The sequence below is a fragment of the Stutzerimonas stutzeri genome, assembly GCF_009789555.1.
In the GTDB taxonomy this organism is placed as follows: domain Bacteria; phylum Pseudomonadota; class Gammaproteobacteria; order Pseudomonadales; family Pseudomonadaceae; genus Stutzerimonas; species Stutzerimonas stutzeri_R.
This window is the reverse complement of the sequence record NZ_CP046902.1, coordinates 3410728-3430301: the sequence shown is the minus strand read 5'-3', so window position 1 is coordinate 3430301 and position 19574 is coordinate 3410728. Positions and strand designations below refer to the sequence as shown.

Here is a 19574-nt window from a genome sequence, read left to right as displayed (position 1 = left end):
CTTCGCTCAACGCAGCAGGTGGACGACAAGCCCGACCAGCGCACAGCCCAGCAGTACCGGAATCACGCCCCGCCTGAAGTGAAACAGCGCCACCGCGGCGCCAACGGCAATCAAGGCCGACACCCAGTCGAAGTGGCCTGAAAAACCTTGCGGCCAGAGCACGTGGTAGCCGAAGAACAGGGCGAGGTTGAGGATGACGCCGACTACCGCGGCGGTGATCGCCGTCAGCGGTGCGGTGTATTTCAGCTGATTGTGCGTAGACTCCACCAAGGGGCCCCCGGCCAGTATGAACAGGAAAGACGGCAGGAAGGTGAACCAGGTGACCAGGCAGGCCGCCAGCGTGCCGGCGAGCGGGGCCTGATCCGGGCCGAACACCTGCTGCACGTAGGCCCCGACGAAGCCGACGAAGGCCACCACCATGATCAACGGCCCGGGGGTGGTTTCGCCCAGGGCCAGCCCGTCAATCATCTGGGTTGGGGTCAGCCAGCCGTAATGGCCAACCGCGCCCTGGTACACATAGGGCAAGACCGCATAGGCACCGCCAAAGGTGAGCAGGGCGGCTTTGGTGAAGAACCAGCCCATCTGCGTCAGGGTACCGTCCCATCCATACAGGGCGGTCAGCACGGCCATTGGCAAGACCCAGAGCACGGCGCCAGCCAGCAGCAGCGCGATCAGGCGCGGCCAGCGAAAGCGCGCATGGGGCGGCGGCGGTGTATGGTCGTCGATCAGTGCCGGACCGTAGGACTTGTCCGCCGCGGCATGACCGCCGCCCAGGCGGAACGCCTCCGGCGCGTAGCGGCCACTCAGGTAGCCGATCAGCGCAGCGCCCAGCACAATCAGCGGAAAAGGTACGTTGACCGCGAAGATCGCAACGAAAGAGGCCGCGGCGATGGCTCTCAGCCAATGGTTGCGCAGTGCTCGCGCGCCGATGCGATGGGCCGCCTGCAGAACGATAGCGGTCACGGCCGGCTTGATGCCGTAGAAAATGCCAGCCACCAGCGGCACGTCGCCGAAGGCGATATAGACCCACGAGAGCACGATCAGAATGAACAGCGAGGGCAGCACGAACAACGCGCCGGCGATCAACCCGCCCCAACTACGATGCAGCAGCCAGCCGATGTAGGTAGCCAACTGCTGTGCTTCCGGCCCGGGGAGTAACATGCAGTAATTGAGGGCATGCAGAAACCGCCGTTCGGAAATCCAGCGGCGACGCTCAACCAGCTCCTGATGCATGATCGCGATCTGCCCGGCAGGGCCTCCGAAGCTGATGAACCCCAACTTGAGCCAGAACAGCAAGGCATTCCGAAAGCGGATGAAGGTGATGTGCGGTTGGGTCGGGTCATCGGCTTTCACGGTCGACTCATTCATTGCCTTGTTCGTCCTGTGCAAAGGCAGCCAGCAACCCGTCGAAGAGGGCGCCGGCCGCAGCCAGAAGCTGGTCGTCGTCTTCGATGCTCGCGCGCAGGCCGGCCAGGACACGCTCCACCCCGGCAGCCTCGGCCGGCTGCGCGCCGCCGACGTCCAGGTAATGCACCAGCGCCGCCATGCGTCCCAGGCCTGCTGCCTGTAGATCGAAACTGGCCTGCAATGTCTCGAAGGTGACGCGATCCCCCGTATGGCTGAATCGGGCCCCATCGAAGTCGAAACCCAGTGCGTCGGCAGGGCACTCGTCCGGCGACTGCAGCCAGCGAAAACGGGCGTCCGTGTCGATGAAGCGGCTGATCAACCAGGCACTGGCCAGGCGGTCGACCCAGGGTCGTTGGCGTGTGGCCCAGACCCGGCCGCGAAACGCGTTCAAGGACAGACGCTCGATGGCGTGCGCCTGGCCGCTGGGTTCGTCCCTGGACAGCGTTCGACTGATCTGAACCTCCAGGCCACGCAGTTGCAGCTCAGCCTGCTCTTGAGCCTGGCCGGGAAAAAAATCGGTTTCCTGGATCTGACTGAAGGCTTTGCGCAGCTTGCGTGCCTGACGCGTAGCCGTCAGCGCGTTCTCTGGCGTCAGCCTGGCGAGCTGCTCGGCAATCTCACCGCCGAGCCTGGCGTATTCGTCGTTTCTCTGGAACAACGCGATGAAGCGTTCGCCCTGTGGATCACAAACCGGCAGGACGCATGCGTAGCCGTCGCTCTCGAGGATGGCGCGTTCGATCCCCGACAGGACCTGGCGACAGGCTGGTTGGTCTGGAATCAGGTAGACGCCATCACGCAGTACGGCCGCACCGGCGGCCTTCAGGGCACGCCAGGCGCGCATGCGTTCGGCGGCATTGGCGGTTGGCAGGGCCATGACAAGACAAAGCCATCGTTCCACTGTAGATGTCCCACGAAATACGTTCGTACTCTACATTAGGCGTGTTTGGAGAAAGAGAGAAGCGGCGCGAACACCGTGGCCTTACGGGCGGCGTCCATCGCTGGTTGAGGGCCGGCCGGTTCGCGCACTACGTCGGGTGCGGACATGCCTTCCAGCCAATCACCCGACCGACGGTGCACCGCTTCGAGGCCGTCACACATCCATCGCGTCGAGGAACCGTTCGACCGCCACGAGGACGGCCTCGGGATGTTCCCGATGCGGGACGTGCCAACAGTGATCGAGCAGCAGTTCTCGCGTCGGGCCGCTGGCGAGTGCGGCGATGCACCGAGGGTGCGCCACTGAGCCGTATTCGTCTTGCAGGCCGTGGATCGTCAGCAGGGGGCAGGAGAAGCCGGGCGCGCTGTCTGCCAGGGTCCAGGCGGCGTAGCTGTCGGACAACCAGGTGTCGAACCAGGCCCGGAGTATCCATCGGACCTTGTCGCCGTGATATTTACGCAGTCGCGCCAGTTGCTCAGGCTGGGTGAATGTCGTCCTGGCTTCACGAATACCTTGCAGCGTGCGGTCCTCTACGAACGCCTGGGCCGATTCGGTGATCAGCGCACGGCAGTGGCGCGGGTAGCAGGATGCCAGACGGGTCGCCATGATGCCGCCAGCGCTATGGCCGAAGGCAATGAAATGTTCGAAATCCAGGGCCTGCCATACCGGCGGAAAGAATCGATCGGCCTCGTCGCGAACGAACTGATTCGTCCAACCACCCGGATGCGCCGCGGAGCGACCGAACCCCAGGCGGTCGTAGGCGATGACATCGCGTGACGTGGTTGCCGCGAGGCGTTCCGGAAAGTCTCGCCATAACTCGACGCACCCGAGTGAATCATGCAACAGGACGATGGGTGTCTTGTGGCGGTTTCCGGTGCGCCATCGACGGGTGAAAACGTCGCCGTGTTCGGTGGGCAGGACGCGGTCTTCGATCGATACATTCATCGCTGGGTTCCTGATAGGTCGATCAGGGCGACGCAGCAACGTCCCGAACGTGGCGATCATCGCAGGCGGCCCGTCGCCGCGCCCGCCCAGGGTCGACGTAGTGGCGACGGCGAGAAGGGTGCGCGGGGGATACCGTTTTGCCTGCACGGCGCCGCCATGACAATGGCGAAACCCGCCAATCGGGCTGAGTGGTTTGGACAACCCTGGCCAGGGCGAGCGGTCGACGAGGCGGCACTCCATCGCTCCGGTTCGCTCGGGCATGACCTGCCTCGTCTATGCCCGTCCTTCGCGTGGATGATTGAACGCAAGAAAATGCCGCACGTCGGGTCGCTGTTCACCACGATGAAAACGCAGCACATCGGCCTGGAGATCGGCGTCGGCCTTGGATACCCGATGATGCTGTCGCAAATGTTCAGCCCATGACTCAACCAGAAACCATTCGAGCATCAGCTCTGGATCGGCGGCATCTTCGGTGATGCCCCAACTGTAGGCACCATCGCGACGGCGCTCGGCTGACAGCCGGGCCAGGGCCTTGAGGAAATCGGCGCGGTCTTCGGCGGCGACACGGTATTCGATCTGGATCAGTACGGGCCCTCGATCATGCTCGACGGGCGCTGCGGTCAATGGCTCGGGCCAATGATTGGAGGGGGCGAGGTCGGCGTCACCCGTGGGCAGCTTGATGCGATGGGCCATCAGCCCGGCGATGACCAGCCCGATGGCACCGGTCAAGAGCGTGAATGGCACGCCGATTACTTGGGCCAATGCACCCCAGCTCAGACTCCCGGCGGTCATGGCACCGTTGAAGACCGTAAGGTAAACGGCCAGGGAGCGACCACGCACCCAGTTGGGCAGGATCGCCTGGGCCACGCCGTTGAGCGTGGTCAGCGCGGTGATCCATGCCGCGCCCAGCAGTAGAAGTCCCGCCACCGCTGCCCATTGCGGCGGTGCGAAGGAGAGGAAGGCCATGACCGCTGCCGTCACCAGCGCGGCCAACAGCAGCAGGCCGTCGGCGCTGAGGTGGGCGCGCAGTTTCGGCATGATGATGGCCCCGGCAATCGCACCCAGACCGACGGCGCCGAGCAGGATGCCGTAGAAGCCCGCACCGCCGCCCAGCAGGCTGCGGGCAACCAGCGGCAACAGCGCCCAGACCGAACTGGCGAGGGCGAAGAAAATAAAGGCGCGCAGCAGCACGAGGTGCAGCTCGCGACTGGCGCGGGCATACCGCAAGCCGGCGCGGAAAGCCCCGGCGAAACGCTCGGACAGCGCATCCTGTGCGGCTATTGGTCGCCGCCACCAGAGCAAGGCGGAAATAACGAAGACATAACTGATGACATCGACGCCATAGGTGAAGGCCGCCCCCAGGCTGGCCAGAATCAGTCCGCCCATTGCGGGACCGATGGCGCGGGCGATATTGATGCCCAGGGAGTTGAGCGCTACAGCGCTCTTGAGGTCATGCTTGTCCACCAGTTCGGGAACGATGGCTTGCCAGGTTGGCCCCATCAAGGCCGCGCCGATGCCGCCAAGGAACGTCAGCGCCACCAGCGAGGTGACCGACTGCAACCCGGCGAATGACAGCAACATCAGGCAAATGCTGACGCTGGCCAGCAGGAACTGGATCGCGATCAGGAATTTGCGGCGGTCGAGGATATCGGAGAGCACGCCCGCGGGAATCGCCAGCAGGAAAATCGGCAACGTTGCTGCGGCCTGCACCAGCGCGACAGCGGCGGGTGAGGGTGACAGGTCGGTCATGATCCATGCACTGGCAACGTCGCGGATGAAACTGCCGGTATTGCCGATGATGGTGGCTACCCAAAGGACGGTGAAAAGCGTCTGCCGCAAAGGCGCGAAACCACCGGTGGATGTGGGGGCCGATTGCGGCGATGCTTTATTCATGACGCCTCTCGATTATTTCAGTTCAACCCGTTGAGCCGCAGACATCGGCCCAAGGCAGGGTATCGACGGGCATCGTGCCGTGCTCAGTTCATCATTTGCGGCAACGCAGCCGACGCTTCATTCGGACAGCAGCCTCGGCGACGAGACGACCTGTCGCTCGCGCCAAGGCTGCACTGGCGCGCTACACCGCCCAGCAGGAGCAGCCGAGTGCGCCGAAGAAACTCCGGCTGTCCGACACCGGGGCGTTGGATGCCCAGGCACGTGCGTGGGCATGACCATGCAGCCCGCAAGCGCTGGCGCAGCCACAGGACGCCGCGGCCTGGGCATGCATCGGTGACAGCGAGTTTCTGCCGGCACCCTCAGGCTCGCCCCAGGCGCCATAGCCCTTGAAGGTGCGCGTCGGCGACCAGTCGGGCATGGCGGGCGGCAGAGGGTTGTCGTCCAGCGGTGCGAAGTCGCCCGCGCCATAGACCACGCGGCCTCCGACCACGGTCAGGTCCGAGGTGAGGAAAGAAATTTCGTCTTCGGCTACGGCGAAATAGTCCTTGCTCGGTACGATCAGGTCAGCGAACTGACCGGACTGAATGCGCCCTCGCTTGCCTTCTTCGTTGGAGAACCAGGCAACGTTCTCGGTCCACATGCGCAAAGCGGTCTCACGGTCGAGCAGATTGCGTTGCGGATACATACTCAGGCCGCCGACGGTCTTGCCGGTGACCATCCATGACAGCGAGACCCACGGGTTGTAGGAGGCGACACGGGTGGCATCGGTACCGGCCGAAACCTTCACGCCTTTTTCCAGCATGCGTGCCACGGGAGGGGTGGCTTCGGCTGCGCGCGCGCCGTATTGCTCGACGAAATACTCGCCCTGGTAGGCCATGCGGTGTTGCACGGCGATACCACCGCCCAGCGCCGCGATACGGTCGATGGACTTCTCCGAAATGGTTTCGGCGTGGTCGAAGAACCAGTTGATTCCGCTGAGAGGGATGTCCTGATTGACCTTCTCGAACACATCCAGCGCCCGCGTGATGGTTTCGTCGTAGGTGGCGTGCAACCGCCAGGGCCACCGGTTCTGCGCGAGGATACGCACCACTTCTTCGAGTTCACCCTCCATTTCAGGCGGCATGTCCGGGCGGGGCTGGCGGAAATCCTCGAAGTCCGCAGCTGAAAACACCAGCATTTCGCCCGCACCGTTGTGGCGGAAGTAATCGTTGCCCTGTTTGTATTTCACGCTGGAGGTCCAGTTGAGGAAGTCCTCTTTTTCCTCCTTGGGCTTCTGGGTGAACAGGTTGTAGGCGAGGCGGACGGTCATCTGGCCTTCGTCGGCCAGTTTCTGGATAACCGCGTAGTCGTCCGGGTAGTTCTGGAAGCCGCCGCCGGCATCGATCACGCCGGTCACGCCGAGGCGGTTGAGTTCGCGCATGAAATGGCGAGTGGAGTTGACCTGATAGTCGAAGGGCAGCTTGGGCCCCTTGGCCAGCGTCGCGTAAAGAATCATCGCGTTGGGCTTGGCCAGTAGCAGGCCGGTGGGGTTGCCGTTGGCGTCGCGGGTAATCTGGCCGCCCGGTGGCTCGGGGGTGTCGCGGGTATAGCCGACGGCGCGCAAGGCCGCGCCGTTGAGCAGCGCACGGTCGTACAGGTGCAGCAGGAATACTGGCGTGTCGGGCGCTGCGGCGTTGATCTCATCGATGGTTGGCAGGCGTCTTTCGACGAACTGGTGTTCCGTGAAGCCGCCGACCACGCGTACCCACTGCGGCGCTGGCGTAACGGCGACCTGGCGTCTGAGCATATCCATGGCATCGGCCAGCGAACGCACGCCGTCCCAGCGCAACTCAAGGTTGTAGTTGAGTCCGCCGCGAATCACGTGGGTATGGTTGTCGAACAGACCGGGCAGAACGCTACGGCGCTTGAGGTCGATGACACGGGTGGCGGAACCCGCCAGCGGCATGATTTCCTGGTCCGAGCCTACGGCCAGGAACCGGCCATCCTTGATGGCCACGGCACTCGCCACGGGGTTGGCACGGTCGAGCGTGGTGATCTGGCCATTACGGAAAATGATCTCGGGGGCGGAATCAGTCACGGGGGATTCTCCTGTTCTGAGGATTTCAGCGACGGCGTTGCGGCCCAATGCTCCACTCAGTGCGAGTGTCGACGCGGCGCCGAGGAATGTGCGACGAGATGTCATGGCGTGCTGCCTTCATGGCCATGGCCGACATGCCCGCCGCCCAGTCAGGCAGAGGCGAGCGCCAGCCTGATTGTTCAGGTTCGATCGGTTTCCTTTGGCTTATTGGCGTGCCGGCCCGGCAACTGACCGAACAGGTGACTGGCGGTATGGGTCTTGTCGCAGGCGGCATTGAATGCCGTGCCCGCGAGCAACTGCTTGCCGATCGGGATGATCTGCTCGCCGACCAGGATGCCGAGCAGCCCAACCAGCGCCACCAGCGGCGGGGCGGGGGAACGCACATTGAGCAGACTGTAGACGACGCCGACCAGCAAACCAGCGCCCAGGGAAAGAACATAAATCTTCATCGCTTCACCTCGCTTCACAGCCACAGGCGTGCCGAGCGGAGCAAGCGCCCGGAACCGGGCGATGCTCGTGCGACTGGGATTTACTTGGCTGGATTAGGGCCGATGCGCTCGCCGTGCTGCACGCGCTCCGGCGCCTTGTGCACCATGGTGTACGCATAATCCACGCCCATGCCGTAGGCGCCGGAGTGTTCCTTGACGATGGCCATCACCTCGTCGTAGGTGTCCTTGTGCGCCCAGTCGCGTTGCCATTCCAACAGCACCTGTTGCCAGGTCATCGGCACGATACCGGCCTGAACCATGCGGTCCATGGCGTATTTGTGCGCCTCGACCGAGGTGCCTCCGGACGCGTCGGCCACCATGTAGATTTCGTAGTCGCCTTCCAGCGCGGCGCACAGCGCGAAGGTGGTGTTGCAGACCTCTGTCCACAGGCCGGCCACGACGACCTTCTTGCGGCCATTGGCAGCCAGCGCGTCGCGCACGTTCTGGTCATCCCAGGAGTTCATGGAAGTGCGTTCAAGGATTCGGTTCTCGGGGAACACGGCCAACAGCTCGGGATAGGTGTTGCCGGAGAAGCCATCGGTTTCGACGGTGGTGATGGTCGTTGGGATTTTGAACGCCTTGGCGGCCTTGGCCAGCCCAACCACGTTGTTCTTGAGGACCTGGCGGTCGATCGACTGCACGCCAAATGCCATCTGCGGCTGCTGATCGATGAATATCATCTGGCTGTTCTGCGGGGTCAGGACTTCGAGGTACTTGGACATGGGTGGCGCTCCTTCGGGTTGAAAAGCTTCGGACAGTGACGCGGGTTGCTACCTGCGCAGCATTTGGCCCGTTTCAGCGGCGACCAGCACCACCGGAACGAACCCGGTGCAGACCCGCGAAGCCTGCACCGGGGTATCGCTACTGAACTCAGCCGGCAGCATCCACCAGCACCAGTTCGGCATCTTCCAGGGCGGTGATACGGACGCTCGCTTCGTCGCGGATCGCCGCGCCATCGCGTGCTTCCAAGACGATGCCATTGACTTCCACTCGGCCCTTGGCCGGTACCAGATAGGCGTAGCGGCTGGCATCGAAGGTGTATTCAACCGTCTCGCCGGCCTTCAACGTAGCGCCCAACACCCGTGCGTCGGTGCGGAGCGGAAGCGCATCCTCGTCGCCCTCGATACCGCTGGCGAGCGCCACGAATCTGCCGGAGCGGTCGTCTTTAGGGAACGGCTTGGAGCCCCAGGAAGGCAGCTCGCCACGGCGGTCCGGGAAGATCCAGATCTGGAAGATGCGGGTGATATCCGACTCGAGGTTGTACTCGGAATGGCGAATACCAGTGCCCGCGCTCATGACCTGAACGTCACCCGCTACGGTGCGCCCTTTGTTGCCGAGATTGTCCTCATGGGTGATTGCGCCTTCTCGTACGTAGGTGATGATCTCCATGTCCGCGTGGGGATGCGGTGGAAAGCCCGTGTGCGGCGCGATGGTGTCGTCGTTCCAAACCCGCAGCGCACCCCAGTGCATGCGCTCCGGATCATGGTAGTCGGCGAACGAGAAATGATGCTTGGCATCGAGCCAGCCGTGATGGGCTCCACCGAGGCTGTTGAAGGGGCGACGTTCGATCATGCTGTTTCTCCAGGTCGATTCGTTTTCGATGGAGTCACTATAGGCAGCGCAATTGATCTTTAGAATGGAATGGATGGAATAGCATCCTTTCCATTACTTATACTGATCTGGGTCAAGCTCAGCGTATCGAAGAACAATAGTACGGAATCAATGTGATCGGATTATTTCTAGGAATGTCATGAAAAAACTGCCGGATCTCGAAGCGTGGGCGATTTTCGCCAAGGTCGCGGAAACGGGATCCTTCGCCCGCACCGCAGCCGAGCTGGGCCTGTCGCAAGCCACCATTTCCAAGGCCATCACGCGACTGGAAGGGCGCATGAAAACCATGCTCTTCCACCGGACCTCACGGCGGATGTCGCTGACCGAAAGCGGCCACGCCGCGCTTGAGCGCGCCGCGCGCATACTGGCCGAAGGGGAAGCGGTCGAGGCGGAGGTTACCGAGCAATCGACCAGCCTGCGCGGCCCCATTCGGATAGCCGCGCCGATGTCGTTCGGCGTATCGCATCTTGCGCCCGTGCTTCCCGAGTTCATGGCACGTCATCCCGAGGTGGTGCTGGACCTCAACTTCAGCGACGAACTGGTCGATCTTGTCGCTCAGGGCTTTGACCTGGCGCTGCGGATCTCGACCCTGGCCGACTCCAGTCTGTTGGCGCGGCGGCTGTGTACCGTGCGCATCCTGCTGGTTGGCGCACCGGCATATTTCGAGCGCCATGGGCACCCGGGCCACCCACGTGACCTGACCGGCCACCGGGTCCTGCAGTACAGCTACTCGCGCGGGGGAGCCAACTGGCGCTTTCGCCACAAACGGCACGGCGAGTTCGCTCAAGCGATGTCAGCGTCACTGCTGGCGAACAATGCCGAGGCGCTGGCTCCGGCGCTGAGAGCGGGAATGGGGCTGGCATTGCAACCGGAGTTTCTGGCCTGGGAAGACCTGCAATCGGGTGCGCTGCAGACCGCGATGGACGACTGGCAGGTAGAGCCGATCGCGCTGCATATTGTCAGCCCGCCAGGTCGTAACCGTCCGGCTCGTGTGCATGCACTGATCGATTATCTGGCCGAACGCTTTGCCCGTGCGCCCTGGGCGCAGACCGGAGGGAGCTGGCCCGGCGCAACGACGCCCTCGTCGACCTGACGTCCGGCAAGGGTCGACATGCATCAGACCCTTTTGGTGGACGGCAGCAGGATCGTCAGAATCCCGAGCAGCGGCAGGTAGGCGCACAGCTGGTAGACGTACACGATGCCCTGTATGTCCGCCAGACGGCCCAGCAGTGCGGCGCCGATCCCACCGAAACCGAACATCAGGCCAAAAAAGACGCCCGCGATCATGCCGACGTTGCCAGGCACAAGTTCCTGGGCGAAGACGACGATGGCTGAGAATGCAGAGGCGAGTACGAACCCGATGATCATGCTCAGCACGCCCGTCCAGAAAAGATCGACGTAGGGCAGCGCCAGGGTGAAGGGGGCGACGCCGAGGATGGAAAACCAAATCACCTTCTTGCGTCCGATCCTGTCGCCGATGGGGCCTCCGAAGAATGTGCCGGCTGCGACGGAGCCGAGAAACAGGAACAGGTACAGCTGGGAGCTGGCCACGGACAGATCGAATTTCTCGATCAGGTAGAACGTGAAATAGCTGGTGAAGCTCGCCATGTAGAAATACTTGGAGAACACCAGTAGCGCCAGCACTGCCAGGGCACCGTTTACCCGGCCTCTGGAAAGACCATGGGTCGCTTTGCCGCCTGGCTTGAGGGTGAAAAGAGCGAGGTGTCTGCGATACCAGCGGCTCAGCCCGTAAAGCACCAGGATCGCGAATGCCGCGAACAGGCCGAACCAGGCCACGCTGCCTTGCCCGTACGGAATGACGATGGCCGCCGCGAGCAGCGGGCCAAAGGCGCTGCCAGCGTTGCCGCCGACCTGGAAGGTCGATTGGGCGAGCCCGTAGCGCCCGCCGGAAGCCAGGCGCGCCACGCGCGAGGCTTCCGGATGGAACGTCGAGGAGCCGATCCCCACCAGCGCCGAGGCGACGAGAATTGCCGGGAAGCTGCCGACCAGGGCCAGCATGACGATGCCGATCAACGTACAGACCATCCCGGCCGGCAATAGCCAGGGCTTGGGGTGGCGGTCGGTGTGGTAGCCGACCCACGGCTGCAGCAAAGAGGCTGTGAGCTGGAATGTCAGCGTGATCAGGCCCACCTGAGTGAAGGTCAGCCCATAGTTGGCCTTGAGGATGGGGTAGATTGCCGGGAGCACGGCTTGTATCAGGTCGTTGATCAGGTGGGCCAGGGCGCAAGCGCCGATCACGCGCATGACTAACGGGCTGGCCGGGCTGGCAACCGAGCTGGCAGCGACCGATGAAGCAACACTGCGGGACATCACGATCATCCAGACAGGAGGAGTAGGAGCACGGGCTGGCCGGCGGCACAGGCCATAGGGCAACGCCGCCGACGGACGAGCCTGGCTTTGCTGCCGGGTGTAAGCCGTGACTATCCTAGGTGACCGACCGATCGCTTGTCTCGCTTGATCTGGCATGCGCCGCGTACAGTCGCCATGGCTGCGCAGGCTCGGTCATCGGGTATGGGCCATTGCAAATAGCGCGAGGGCGGAGGTCACGTTCGTCGCCGCTTGTCGTCCGATGGCAGTCGGCATTGCTATGGCGCGTTGCGTTCTATTTCTTAGAACGTAACTATCTAAATTAGACGACTATTTCGACAAGCGGTCTGCACGCATCATGTCCTCACTGCGGCTCACCATGGTGGTGGCCCCAACAAGAGGAATCGCATTCAAATGACCCCTTCGATCGCAAGCTCCCACGCCTCGCTGCATTCCAGTGCTGTCCCTGCTTCTGCAGCCCTCGCGGGACGCATTTTGCTCAGTGCCATATTCATTCTGTCGGGCCTGTCCAAGGCCAGCGCGCCGGCCGGGATGATCGGTTACATCGAATCTGTCGGGCTGCCGTTCCCGATGCTGGCGCTCACGCTGGCGATTGTCGTCGAACTGGTCGGTGGCCTGGCACTGGTGCTCGGTTACCGGACGCGCCTGGTGGCCGGTGGCCTGGCGCTGTTCAGCGTGGTGACGGCGCTTGCGTTCCATAATCAGTTAGGCGACCAGAACCAGTTCATCCACTTTTTCAAGAACCTCGCGATGGCGGGTGGGTTGTTGCAAGTGGTGGCGTTCGGGGCAGGTCGATTCAGTCTCGACGCGCGCCGCCGCTGATTCGCTGTCGCTCGAGGCGTCGCCGTTGGCCTGATCATGCGCGGGCGGATCAAGCAGCGCGATGGCCTCAGGCAGAGGGCGACTCGCCGGGGGGCTGCACCTGGTCACGGAAGCGTTCGATGAGCCAGCTCGCCGCCGGTCCTGGCGGCGTGTCGGTACGATAGATGACATCGAATACGTAATCGCCTTCGAAGCGGTCGGGCAGATCCAGACGGATCAGACGGCCACTGGCCAGGTCATCGCGCACCATGGGCTCCGGCATGTTGCCCCAGCCGACGCCCTCGCGAAGCAGCATGTGCTTGGCGCCCAGGTCGGCTAACCGCCAGGTTCGCGTCCCGATTACGGCAAACTCCTGATCGGCGGTGAGCCTGGAGCGGTCCGTCAGTACCAGCTGGGTATGTTCGCGCGCGGCACCCGGCGCGTGCGGCCCGGTAGTGGCCAGCGGATGCGTGGGGGCCGCCACGGGTATCAAGGCCACCTTGCCGGCGCCGATGCGTTCGAGCCCGTCGATGCTCAGGGTCAACGGGCCACTGACGCCGAGCGAGGCGCCCCGTTCGAGCACGCGTTGCGTCACTCCACCAAGCGCCTCCATATGCAGGTGAAGCGTGACCGTCGGGAACTGCTCGCGGAAGGTCTTGAGCGCATCTACCACGCGTTCGCTCGGCAGCATCACATCGAGCACCAGATGCACCTCGGCTTCCAGACCCTGCAGCAGGCCGCGTACCTTGGCACGCAGCCCGTCGATGCCGTTATAGATGGTGCGCGCCTCGGCCAGCACCGTGCGCCCCGCATCGGTCAGTTGCGGTTTGCGGGTGGTCTTGCGGTCGAACAGGCTGACACCCAATTGCATTTCCAGGTTGGCGATCGAATAGCTCACCACCGAGGTGGCGCGGTGCAGCTTGCGTGCGGCGCCGGCGAAACTGCCCACATCCACGACGGTGAGAAACACCCTCAACTGGTCGAGCGTGGGCGTGCCGGGGTTTGAGATCATTTCCAATTCCTCGAACGTTTCGATGCATATTATCCGTGTTTTGCGAACAAGCCAGCGGGCGTAGAGTGAGCCTTACTCACCCTCCATTCAGCGAGACCTGCCATGACCTTGCACACCACAGGCCCATCGATCGAGCAAATCATCCTGCCCAACGTACGCGACATCGGCGGTTTGGATGTGCGTCGTGCGTTGCCTTCGGCGAAGCGTCGAATGGTTGGCCCGTTCATCTTTCTCGACAGCTTCGGGCCGGTGGTCTACGGGCCGGGGGAGGGCGTCGATACACGGCCGCATCCGCATATCGGCCTGTCGACCATGAGCTACCTGCTGGAAGGCGAAATGCTGCACCGCGACAGCGCCGGTCATGTCCAGCAACTGCAGGCCGGTGAGCTCAACCTGATGACCGCCGGCAGCGGCATCGTCCATTCCGAGCGCTCCAGCGACCCGGTGCGCGCCAGTGGCGGTACGCTCATGGGTTTGCAGGCCTGGCTGGCCTTGCCTGAAGCACATGAGGAGACCGAGCCGGGTTTTCAACACCTCACCGTGCCCTCGCTTCCGACACTGGAGGGTGATGGGGTGTCGCTGCGGTTGCTGGCAGGCGCGCACGAAGGGCTTCGGGCATCGACCCAGACCTTCTCCGATCTGTTCTATGCCGATCTGCAATTGCAGCCCGGTGCACGCTATCGCCTATCGGCCGAGCATACCGAGCGCGCGCTTTATGTGGTCTTCGGCGACGTCGAGATCGCTGGCCAGACGGGGCGCTTCGGCGCCGACCAACTGGTCGTGCTGCGTCCGGGCAGCGATATCGTCATCCAGGCGCCAGCGGCCGCTCGGCTGATGTTGCTCGGAGGCGAGCCGTTGGACGGGCGTCGCCATATTTACTGGAATTTCGTCTCCAGCCGGCCCGAGCGCATTCATCAGGCCGCTGAGGATTGGCGCGCGCGGCGCTTTGCCGAGATCCCCGGCGATGACGACTACATCCCGTTGCCGGACGACTCTCAGGTCCGCTGGCGCTTCAAGCAGTAAGGCGCTGCGGCAGCTGAGGCAACGTCCGGTCGCCGTGCCGATGAGCAGGATCAGGCATGTCCGCGGCACGTATCGCATACCGCCCGGCAGGTTTCGACGCTAACCTGAGCGTCTAATCGGACCAAAGCCCAGGGTCGGCTGGACCCACGGGCGGATGGCCAATCGGAGCGCGCTGCGTGCGCGAACCGATAGCCAGCACCACGACTGCCGGAGCCGCCTTGATGAACGTCCCCAACGACTGCCTCGAGATCGATCGCCGCCTTGCTTCCCTGGTCGAACTGATGCTTCGGCATACGCCTGGCAACGGGCTGTTCGCATCGGCGATTGGCGCGCTGCATCTGATCCGGTCCGACACCACCACCGACCTTGTCCACATGCTGCACCAACCTGGGTTGTGCGTGATGGTCCAGGGTCGCAAGGAGGTCCGTCTGTGGGACGAGTGCTATACCTACGATCCGTTGAATTACCTGGTCGTGTCGGTAACCCTCCCGCTGTCCGGGCAAGTCATCGAGGCGAGCGTCGAAAAGCCCTACCTGTGTTTGCGGCTCGATATCAATCCGAGCGAGGTGGCCCAGCTCATTGCGGATATCAGCCCAAGCGCGGTGCCTGACGGCACGCCGGGTCGCGGTCTTTTCCTGGACCGCGTCGACGTTTCCTTGCTCGATGCCATGCACCGTCTGGCTCGCTTGTTGGATACACCGGCGGACATCGGTGCGCTTGCGCCCCTCGCGCTGCGCGAAATCCACTATAGATTGCTGCGCGGTGAACAGGGCGGCCGGCTGTACCAGATGGCGATCTCGGATACCCAGACCCACCGTGTCACGCGTGCCATCGAATGGCTCAACCATCATTTCGCCGAGCCGCTTTGTGTCGACGACCTTGCACGGCTGGTCAACCTCGGCACCTCGACCTTTCACCACCGTTTCAAAGCCGTGACCGCGATGAGCCCGCTGCAATACCAGAAACAGCTTCGGCTCCAGGAAGCCCGTCGGCTGCTTTTCGACGAAGGACTGGATGTATCGAGCGCGTGTTACCGAGTCGGTTATGAAAGCCCGTCCCAATTCAGCCGGGAGTACAGTCGACAGTTCGGATTCGCACCCTCGCGGGATCTGGCGCGCATGCGCAGCACCGCTTGATGCTCGCGGCCTTCATGCGACATGCGGGCAGCACCAAGCGGGCGTAACCGGGTTCCAATGCCCTGAGCCATTGGCGGCTCAGCCGGAGGTGTTTCATGAGTATCGATCCGCTTGACAGGCCCCATGACCAGCAGCCCGTGCCGGGGCAGGACCAGAACCCCAGCCATTCCCCCACGCCCGACTTCGTTACCGACAACCCGGACGTCCAGCCGGGCTCCGGCCAGGGCACCGGACCTTCTGGCCGGCCGAATGATCCAGCGGACGCCGACCCGAACGAGCCGGGCCTCGGCAATCCGCTGCCTTGATCGGTTGCGATGAACGAGCCCAGTCGTGGTGCTGGGCTTTTTTTCTTCTGCTGCTACAGCTGCGCCCCCATCCTCGCGCTGATCGATCGTGCCACGTCGAGCAGGCGTCTGGCCGCTTCGCCGTCGGCTTCGGCCATGAAGCCGGGTTCGGTGCCGACTACCGTGATGACGCCTGCCAGCCGGCGATCACCGCTGAATAACGGCGCGGAGAGCGCGTTTACGCCGGCCATCAGCAGGCCGTGCACCGACTGGATGTGGGTGCGTTGCAGTGCGTTCATGGTGGCCAACAGCGCATCGGCGGCAGGGGCGGCGGGCAGTTTCATCTCCTGCTCACGCAGCGGGGCCGTTTCGGCGTTGGGCATGAACGCGTTGAACACCAGCCCGGTGGACGAGCCCAGCAGCGGCAGCACCGAGCCCACCTGGGTGACCAGCGTCACGGCGCGCACGGCCTGTTCGACGTGCACGACGGCCGGGCCGCGATTACCCCATACCGCCAGAAAACAGGTCTCGTTGAGTTCGTCGCGCAATTGCGCCAGATGCGGAGTGGCCAGTTTCACCACGTCCAGTCGCCCCAGCGCCGCCAGGCCAACGAACAAGGCGGCGCGGCCCAACCCGTAGTGGTTGGTCGACGGGTCCTGCTCGGCAAAGCCGCTGGCGATCAGCGCTTGCAGGTAACGATGGACCTTGCTGGCCGGCATGCCGACGTGCTCGGCCAGGCGCGACAGCGAGGTCGCGGGAGCCAGCTCGGCCAATGCCGTGAGGATGTCCGTGCCCACCTCGGCGGCCTGTACTTTCTGTCGCCGAGGCGCCGTGTCCGCGTTGCTGTCTGCCATGAATGTCCCGTTGTCCGGCCGTGCTGATGAAGGCGCTGTTTATAGCTTGACGCACGGGGGAGTTCAAATTACTTTTTGCGTAAACGCATTACGCTAAAAGAGAGGCGGCTATGCAACCCCCACGACAACTCAGCGAACGCCCTGCGTACCAGTCCGGTTTTGGAAACCAGTTCAGCAGCGAGGCCTTGCCGGGTGCGCTGCCGGTCGGCCAGAACTCGCCGCAGCGGGTCCCGTACGGCCTCTACACCGAACTGCTCTCCGGTACGGCGTTCACCGTTGCACGCAGTGAAGCCCGGCGGACCTGGCTGTATCGCATCCGGCCCTCGGCCAATCACGGCCCGTTCCAGCGCATGGACCGGCAGCTCGACAGCGACCTGGGACCGGTCACGCCCAATCGCCTGCGCTGGAACCCGGAGCCCTTTCCAGAGGCGGCGACGGATTTTCTCGATGGGTTGAGGTGCGTGGCTGCGAACGCCGAGCCCGGCCATCCGGCAGGCGCGAGCATCTACCGCTATGCGGCAAACGCGTCGATGGAGCGGGTATTCTTCGATGCCGATGGCGAGCTCCTGCTCGTGCCACAGCAGGGCGGGCTGAGACTGGTGACCGAGCTGGGCGTGCTGGAAGTGGGGCCGCTGGAGATCGCGGTGATCCCGCGAGGCATGCGGTTCCGGGTCGAGCTGCGGGACGCGACCGCGCGTGGCTACGTCTGCGAAAACCACGGTTGCGCGCTGCGTCTGCCGGAGCTTGGTCCGATCGGCAGCAACGGTCTGGCCAATCCGCGCGACTTTCTCGCGCCGGTCGCGCAGTTCGAGGAGCGTGACGAGCCGGTGCGCCTGGTGCAGAAGTTTCTCGGCGAGCTCTGGAGCACCGAGCTGGACCACTCACCGTTGGACGTGGTCGCCTGGCACGGCAACAACGTGCCCTACAAATACGATCTGCGCCGCTTCAATACCATTGGCACGGTCAGCTTCGATCATCCCGATCCGTCGATCTTCACCATGCTGACCTCGCCGAGCGCCATCGATGGGGTGGCCAACATCGATTTCGTGATCTTCCCGCCGCGCTGGATGGTGGCGGAAAGCACCTTCCGCCCGCCATGGTTCCATCGCAACCTGATGAACGAGTTCATGGGCCTGATCGACGGGGCCTACGATGCAAAGGCCGACGGTTTCTCGCCGGGCGGCGCCTCGCTGCACAATTGCATGAGCGCGCACGGGCCGGATCACGTTTCGACTGAACAGGCGATCCGCGCCGAACTCAGACCGCACAAGATCGAGAACACCATGGCCTTCATGTTCGAAACCGGCCAGGTGCTTCGCCCCACGCGCCAGGCGCTGCAAAGCCCGCAGTTGCAGAGTGACTACGACCGCTGCTGGACCGGCCTGGACAAGACTTTCGACAAGAACGAGAAATGACATGAGCGCACAGACAGAACTCCACAGCTGGGTCGAGTCGGCCAACGGCCATCCGGATTTTCCCCTGGCCAACCTGCCGTTGGGCGTGTTCAGCCGTGACGGCGGCGAGCCACGCGGTGGCGTCGCCATCGGTGACTTCATCCTCGATTTGAAGGCCGCCTGCGACGCGGGGCTGTTCGACGGACAGGCGCTAGACGCCGCGAAAGCCGCCAGCGCGGGTAGCCTCAACGCATTCTTCGCGCTGGGTGCCCCGGCCCGCAAGGCGTTGCGTGTAGCGCTGCCGGCACTGCTCGGCGAAGCCAGTGCGCAGCGCGAGCGCCTGCAAGGCATGGGCGAGACGCTGCTGCACCCCATGAGCCAGTGCCGGATGCATCTGCCGGCCAAGGTCGGCGATTACACCGACTTTTACGTTGGCATTCACCACGCCAACAACGTCGGCAAGCTGTTCCGGCCGGATAACCCGTTGCTGCCGAACTACAAGTACGTGCCCATCGGCTACCACGGGCGCGCCTCGACCATCGATGTCTCCGGGGCCTGCGTCAAACGTCCCAACGGCCAGACCCTGCCGCCGGGGGCCAGCGAACCGAGCTTCGGCCCGAGCAAGCGGCTCGACCACGAACTGGAGCTGGGCATCTGGATCGGTCCGGGTAATGCGCGCGGCGAGCCGATTGCAATCGGCGACGCGAGCGGGCACGTGGCCGGTTTCTGTCTGCTTAACGACTGGTCCGCACGCGACCTGCAAGCCTGGGAATACCAGCCCCTGGGCCCGTTCCTGTCCAAGAGCTTCGCCACCAGCGTGTCGCCCTGGGTGGTGATGCCTGAAGCGCTGGAGCCGTTTCGTTGCGCGCAGCCAGCGCGAGCCGAAGGCGACCCGCGACCCCTGGCGTACCTCTATGACGAGAGGGATCAGCAACACGGCGCGTTGGACATCGAACTGGAAGTCCTGCTGCTGACCGAAACCATGCGCAACCGGGGCCTGGCGCCGCAACGCATCACGTTGAGCAGCACGAAGAACATGTACTGGACGGTGGCGCAGATGGTGGCTCACCACAGTGTCAACGGCTGCAGCCTGCAACCGGGCGATCTGTTCGGCTCCGGCACCCTGTCAGGCGAAACCACGGACAGCTGTGGCAGCCTTCTGGAGATCACCCAGGGCGGCAAACAGGCGTTGGAGCTGCCCAGTGGTGAAACCCGGACCTTCCTGGAAGACGGCGACGAGGTCATCCTCAAGGCCCGTTGCCGACGCGAGGGTCATGCCTCGATCGGGTTCGGTGAGTGCCGCGGTCGGGTGCTGCCGGCTTCAGGCTGACGGTCAGAGCGCGTCGCAGGGCAGTCGCGCGCTGCG

At 63.7% G+C, this 19574-nt stretch carries 18 protein-coding genes; 7 read left to right on the top strand and 11 right to left on the bottom strand.

Annotated elements, in window-relative coordinates:
• Positions 1-6: 6 nt before the first annotated feature.
• From chrA to GQA94_RS15625, 8 genes are all read right to left on the bottom strand, one after another.
• Positions 7-1368 carry a chromate efflux transporter gene (chrA, locus tag GQA94_RS15660; protein WP_158188892.1) on the bottom strand — a complete coding sequence of 454 codons (1362 nt, stop codon included), beginning with the start codon at positions 1366-1368 and terminating at the stop codon, positions 7-9.
• On the bottom strand, positions 1361-2305 hold the full coding sequence (locus tag GQA94_RS15655) for a chromate resistance protein ChrB domain-containing protein (RefSeq protein ID WP_272870211.1): 945 nt from the start codon (positions 2303-2305) through the stop codon (positions 1361-1363). Before GQA94_RS15655 ends, chrA begins: the two co-directional genes overlap by 8 nt.
• A gap of 192 nt (positions 2306-2497) precedes the next feature.
• A complete protein-coding gene (locus GQA94_RS15650) occupies positions 2498-3286 on the bottom strand; it encodes an alpha/beta fold hydrolase (RefSeq protein ID WP_158188891.1) in 789 nt (262 codons plus the stop codon).
• Positions 3287-3559: 273 nt separating this feature from the next.
• A complete protein-coding gene (locus GQA94_RS15645) occupies positions 3560-5179 on the bottom strand; it encodes an MFS transporter (RefSeq protein WP_158188890.1) in 1620 nt (539 codons plus the stop codon).
• Between the two features lie 181 nt (positions 5180-5360).
• The gene (locus GQA94_RS15640) at positions 5361-7361 is read right to left on the bottom strand and encodes an amidohydrolase (protein ID WP_158188889.1); all 2001 of its coding nucleotides are present in this window, start codon (positions 7359-7361) and stop codon (positions 5361-5363) included.
• Between the two features lie 74 nt (positions 7362-7435).
• Entirely contained in the window at positions 7436-7705 is a 270-nt protein-coding gene (locus GQA94_RS15635; protein ID WP_158188888.1) for a XapX domain-containing protein, read from the bottom strand.
• Between the two features lie 80 nt (positions 7706-7785).
• Complete coding sequence (locus GQA94_RS15630) at positions 7786-8466, bottom strand: hydrolase (protein ID WP_158188887.1); 681 nt, start codon at positions 8464-8466, stop codon at positions 7786-7788.
• A gap of 148 nt (positions 8467-8614) precedes the next feature.
• Positions 8615-9316: a pirin family protein gene (locus GQA94_RS15625; protein ID WP_158188886.1), complete on the bottom strand. Its 702-nt coding sequence runs from the start codon at positions 9314-9316 to the stop codon at positions 8615-8617.
• A 178-nt stretch (positions 9317-9494) separates the two neighbouring features.
• Between GQA94_RS15625 and GQA94_RS15620 the strand changes: the two genes are divergently transcribed.
• A complete protein-coding gene (locus tag GQA94_RS15620) occupies positions 9495-10448 on the top strand; it encodes a LysR family transcriptional regulator (RefSeq protein ID WP_158188885.1) in 954 nt (317 codons plus the stop codon).
• A gap of 23 nt (positions 10449-10471) precedes the next feature.
• Here GQA94_RS15620 and GQA94_RS15615 read toward each other — a convergent pair whose 3' ends face one another.
• Positions 10472-11686 (bottom strand): MFS transporter, encoded by a 1215-nt coding sequence (locus GQA94_RS15615; RefSeq protein WP_158188884.1) that lies wholly within the window; start codon positions 11684-11686, stop codon positions 10472-10474.
• Positions 11687-12097: 411 nt separating this feature from the next.
• Between GQA94_RS15615 and GQA94_RS15610 the strand changes: the two genes are divergently transcribed.
• The gene (locus GQA94_RS15610; protein ID WP_158188883.1) at positions 12098-12526 is read left to right on the top strand and encodes a DoxX family protein; all 429 of its coding nucleotides are present in this window, start codon (positions 12098-12100) and stop codon (positions 12524-12526) included.
• A 67-nt stretch (positions 12527-12593) separates the two neighbouring features.
• Here the strand turns inward: GQA94_RS15610 and GQA94_RS15605 are convergent, their stop codons facing one another.
• Entirely contained in the window at positions 12594-13517 is a 924-nt protein-coding gene (locus GQA94_RS15605; protein ID WP_158188882.1) for a LysR family transcriptional regulator, read from the bottom strand.
• Between the two features lie 102 nt (positions 13518-13619).
• On the opposite strand from GQA94_RS15605, the gene GQA94_RS15600 reads away from it, so the two are divergent.
• The 3 genes from GQA94_RS15600 (at position 13620) to GQA94_RS15590 (ending at position 15981) form a co-directional block, all read left to right on the top strand.
• Positions 13620-14540 carry a pirin family protein gene (locus tag GQA94_RS15600; protein WP_158188881.1) on the top strand — a complete coding sequence of 307 codons (921 nt, stop codon included), beginning with the start codon at positions 13620-13622 and terminating at the stop codon, positions 14538-14540.
• A gap of 221 nt (positions 14541-14761) precedes the next feature.
• Positions 14762-15676, top strand: coding sequence for an AraC family transcriptional regulator (locus GQA94_RS15595; protein WP_158188880.1), 915 nt, complete (start codon positions 14762-14764; stop codon positions 15674-15676).
• A 95-nt stretch (positions 15677-15771) separates the two neighbouring features.
• Positions 15772-15981, top strand: coding sequence for a hypothetical protein (locus GQA94_RS15590; protein ID WP_158188879.1), 210 nt, complete (start codon positions 15772-15774; stop codon positions 15979-15981).
• Positions 15982-16034: 53 nt separating this feature from the next.
• Here the strand turns inward: GQA94_RS15590 and GQA94_RS15585 are convergent, their stop codons facing one another.
• The gene (locus tag GQA94_RS15585; RefSeq protein ID WP_158188878.1) at positions 16035-16814 is read right to left on the bottom strand and encodes an IclR family transcriptional regulator; all 780 of its coding nucleotides are present in this window, start codon (positions 16812-16814) and stop codon (positions 16035-16037) included.
• A 110-nt stretch (positions 16815-16924) separates the two neighbouring features.
• Here GQA94_RS15585 and hmgA point away from each other — a divergent pair, with 110 nt between their 5' ends.
• A complete protein-coding gene (hmgA, locus tag GQA94_RS15580; RefSeq protein WP_158188877.1) occupies positions 16925-18229 on the top strand; it encodes a homogentisate 1,2-dioxygenase in 1305 nt (434 codons plus the stop codon).
• A 1-nt stretch (position 18230) separates the two neighbouring features.
• Positions 18231-19538, top strand: coding sequence for a fumarylacetoacetase (fahA, locus tag GQA94_RS15575; RefSeq protein ID WP_158188876.1), 1308 nt, complete (start codon positions 18231-18233; stop codon positions 19536-19538).
• Positions 19539-19574: the final 36 nt, after the last annotated feature.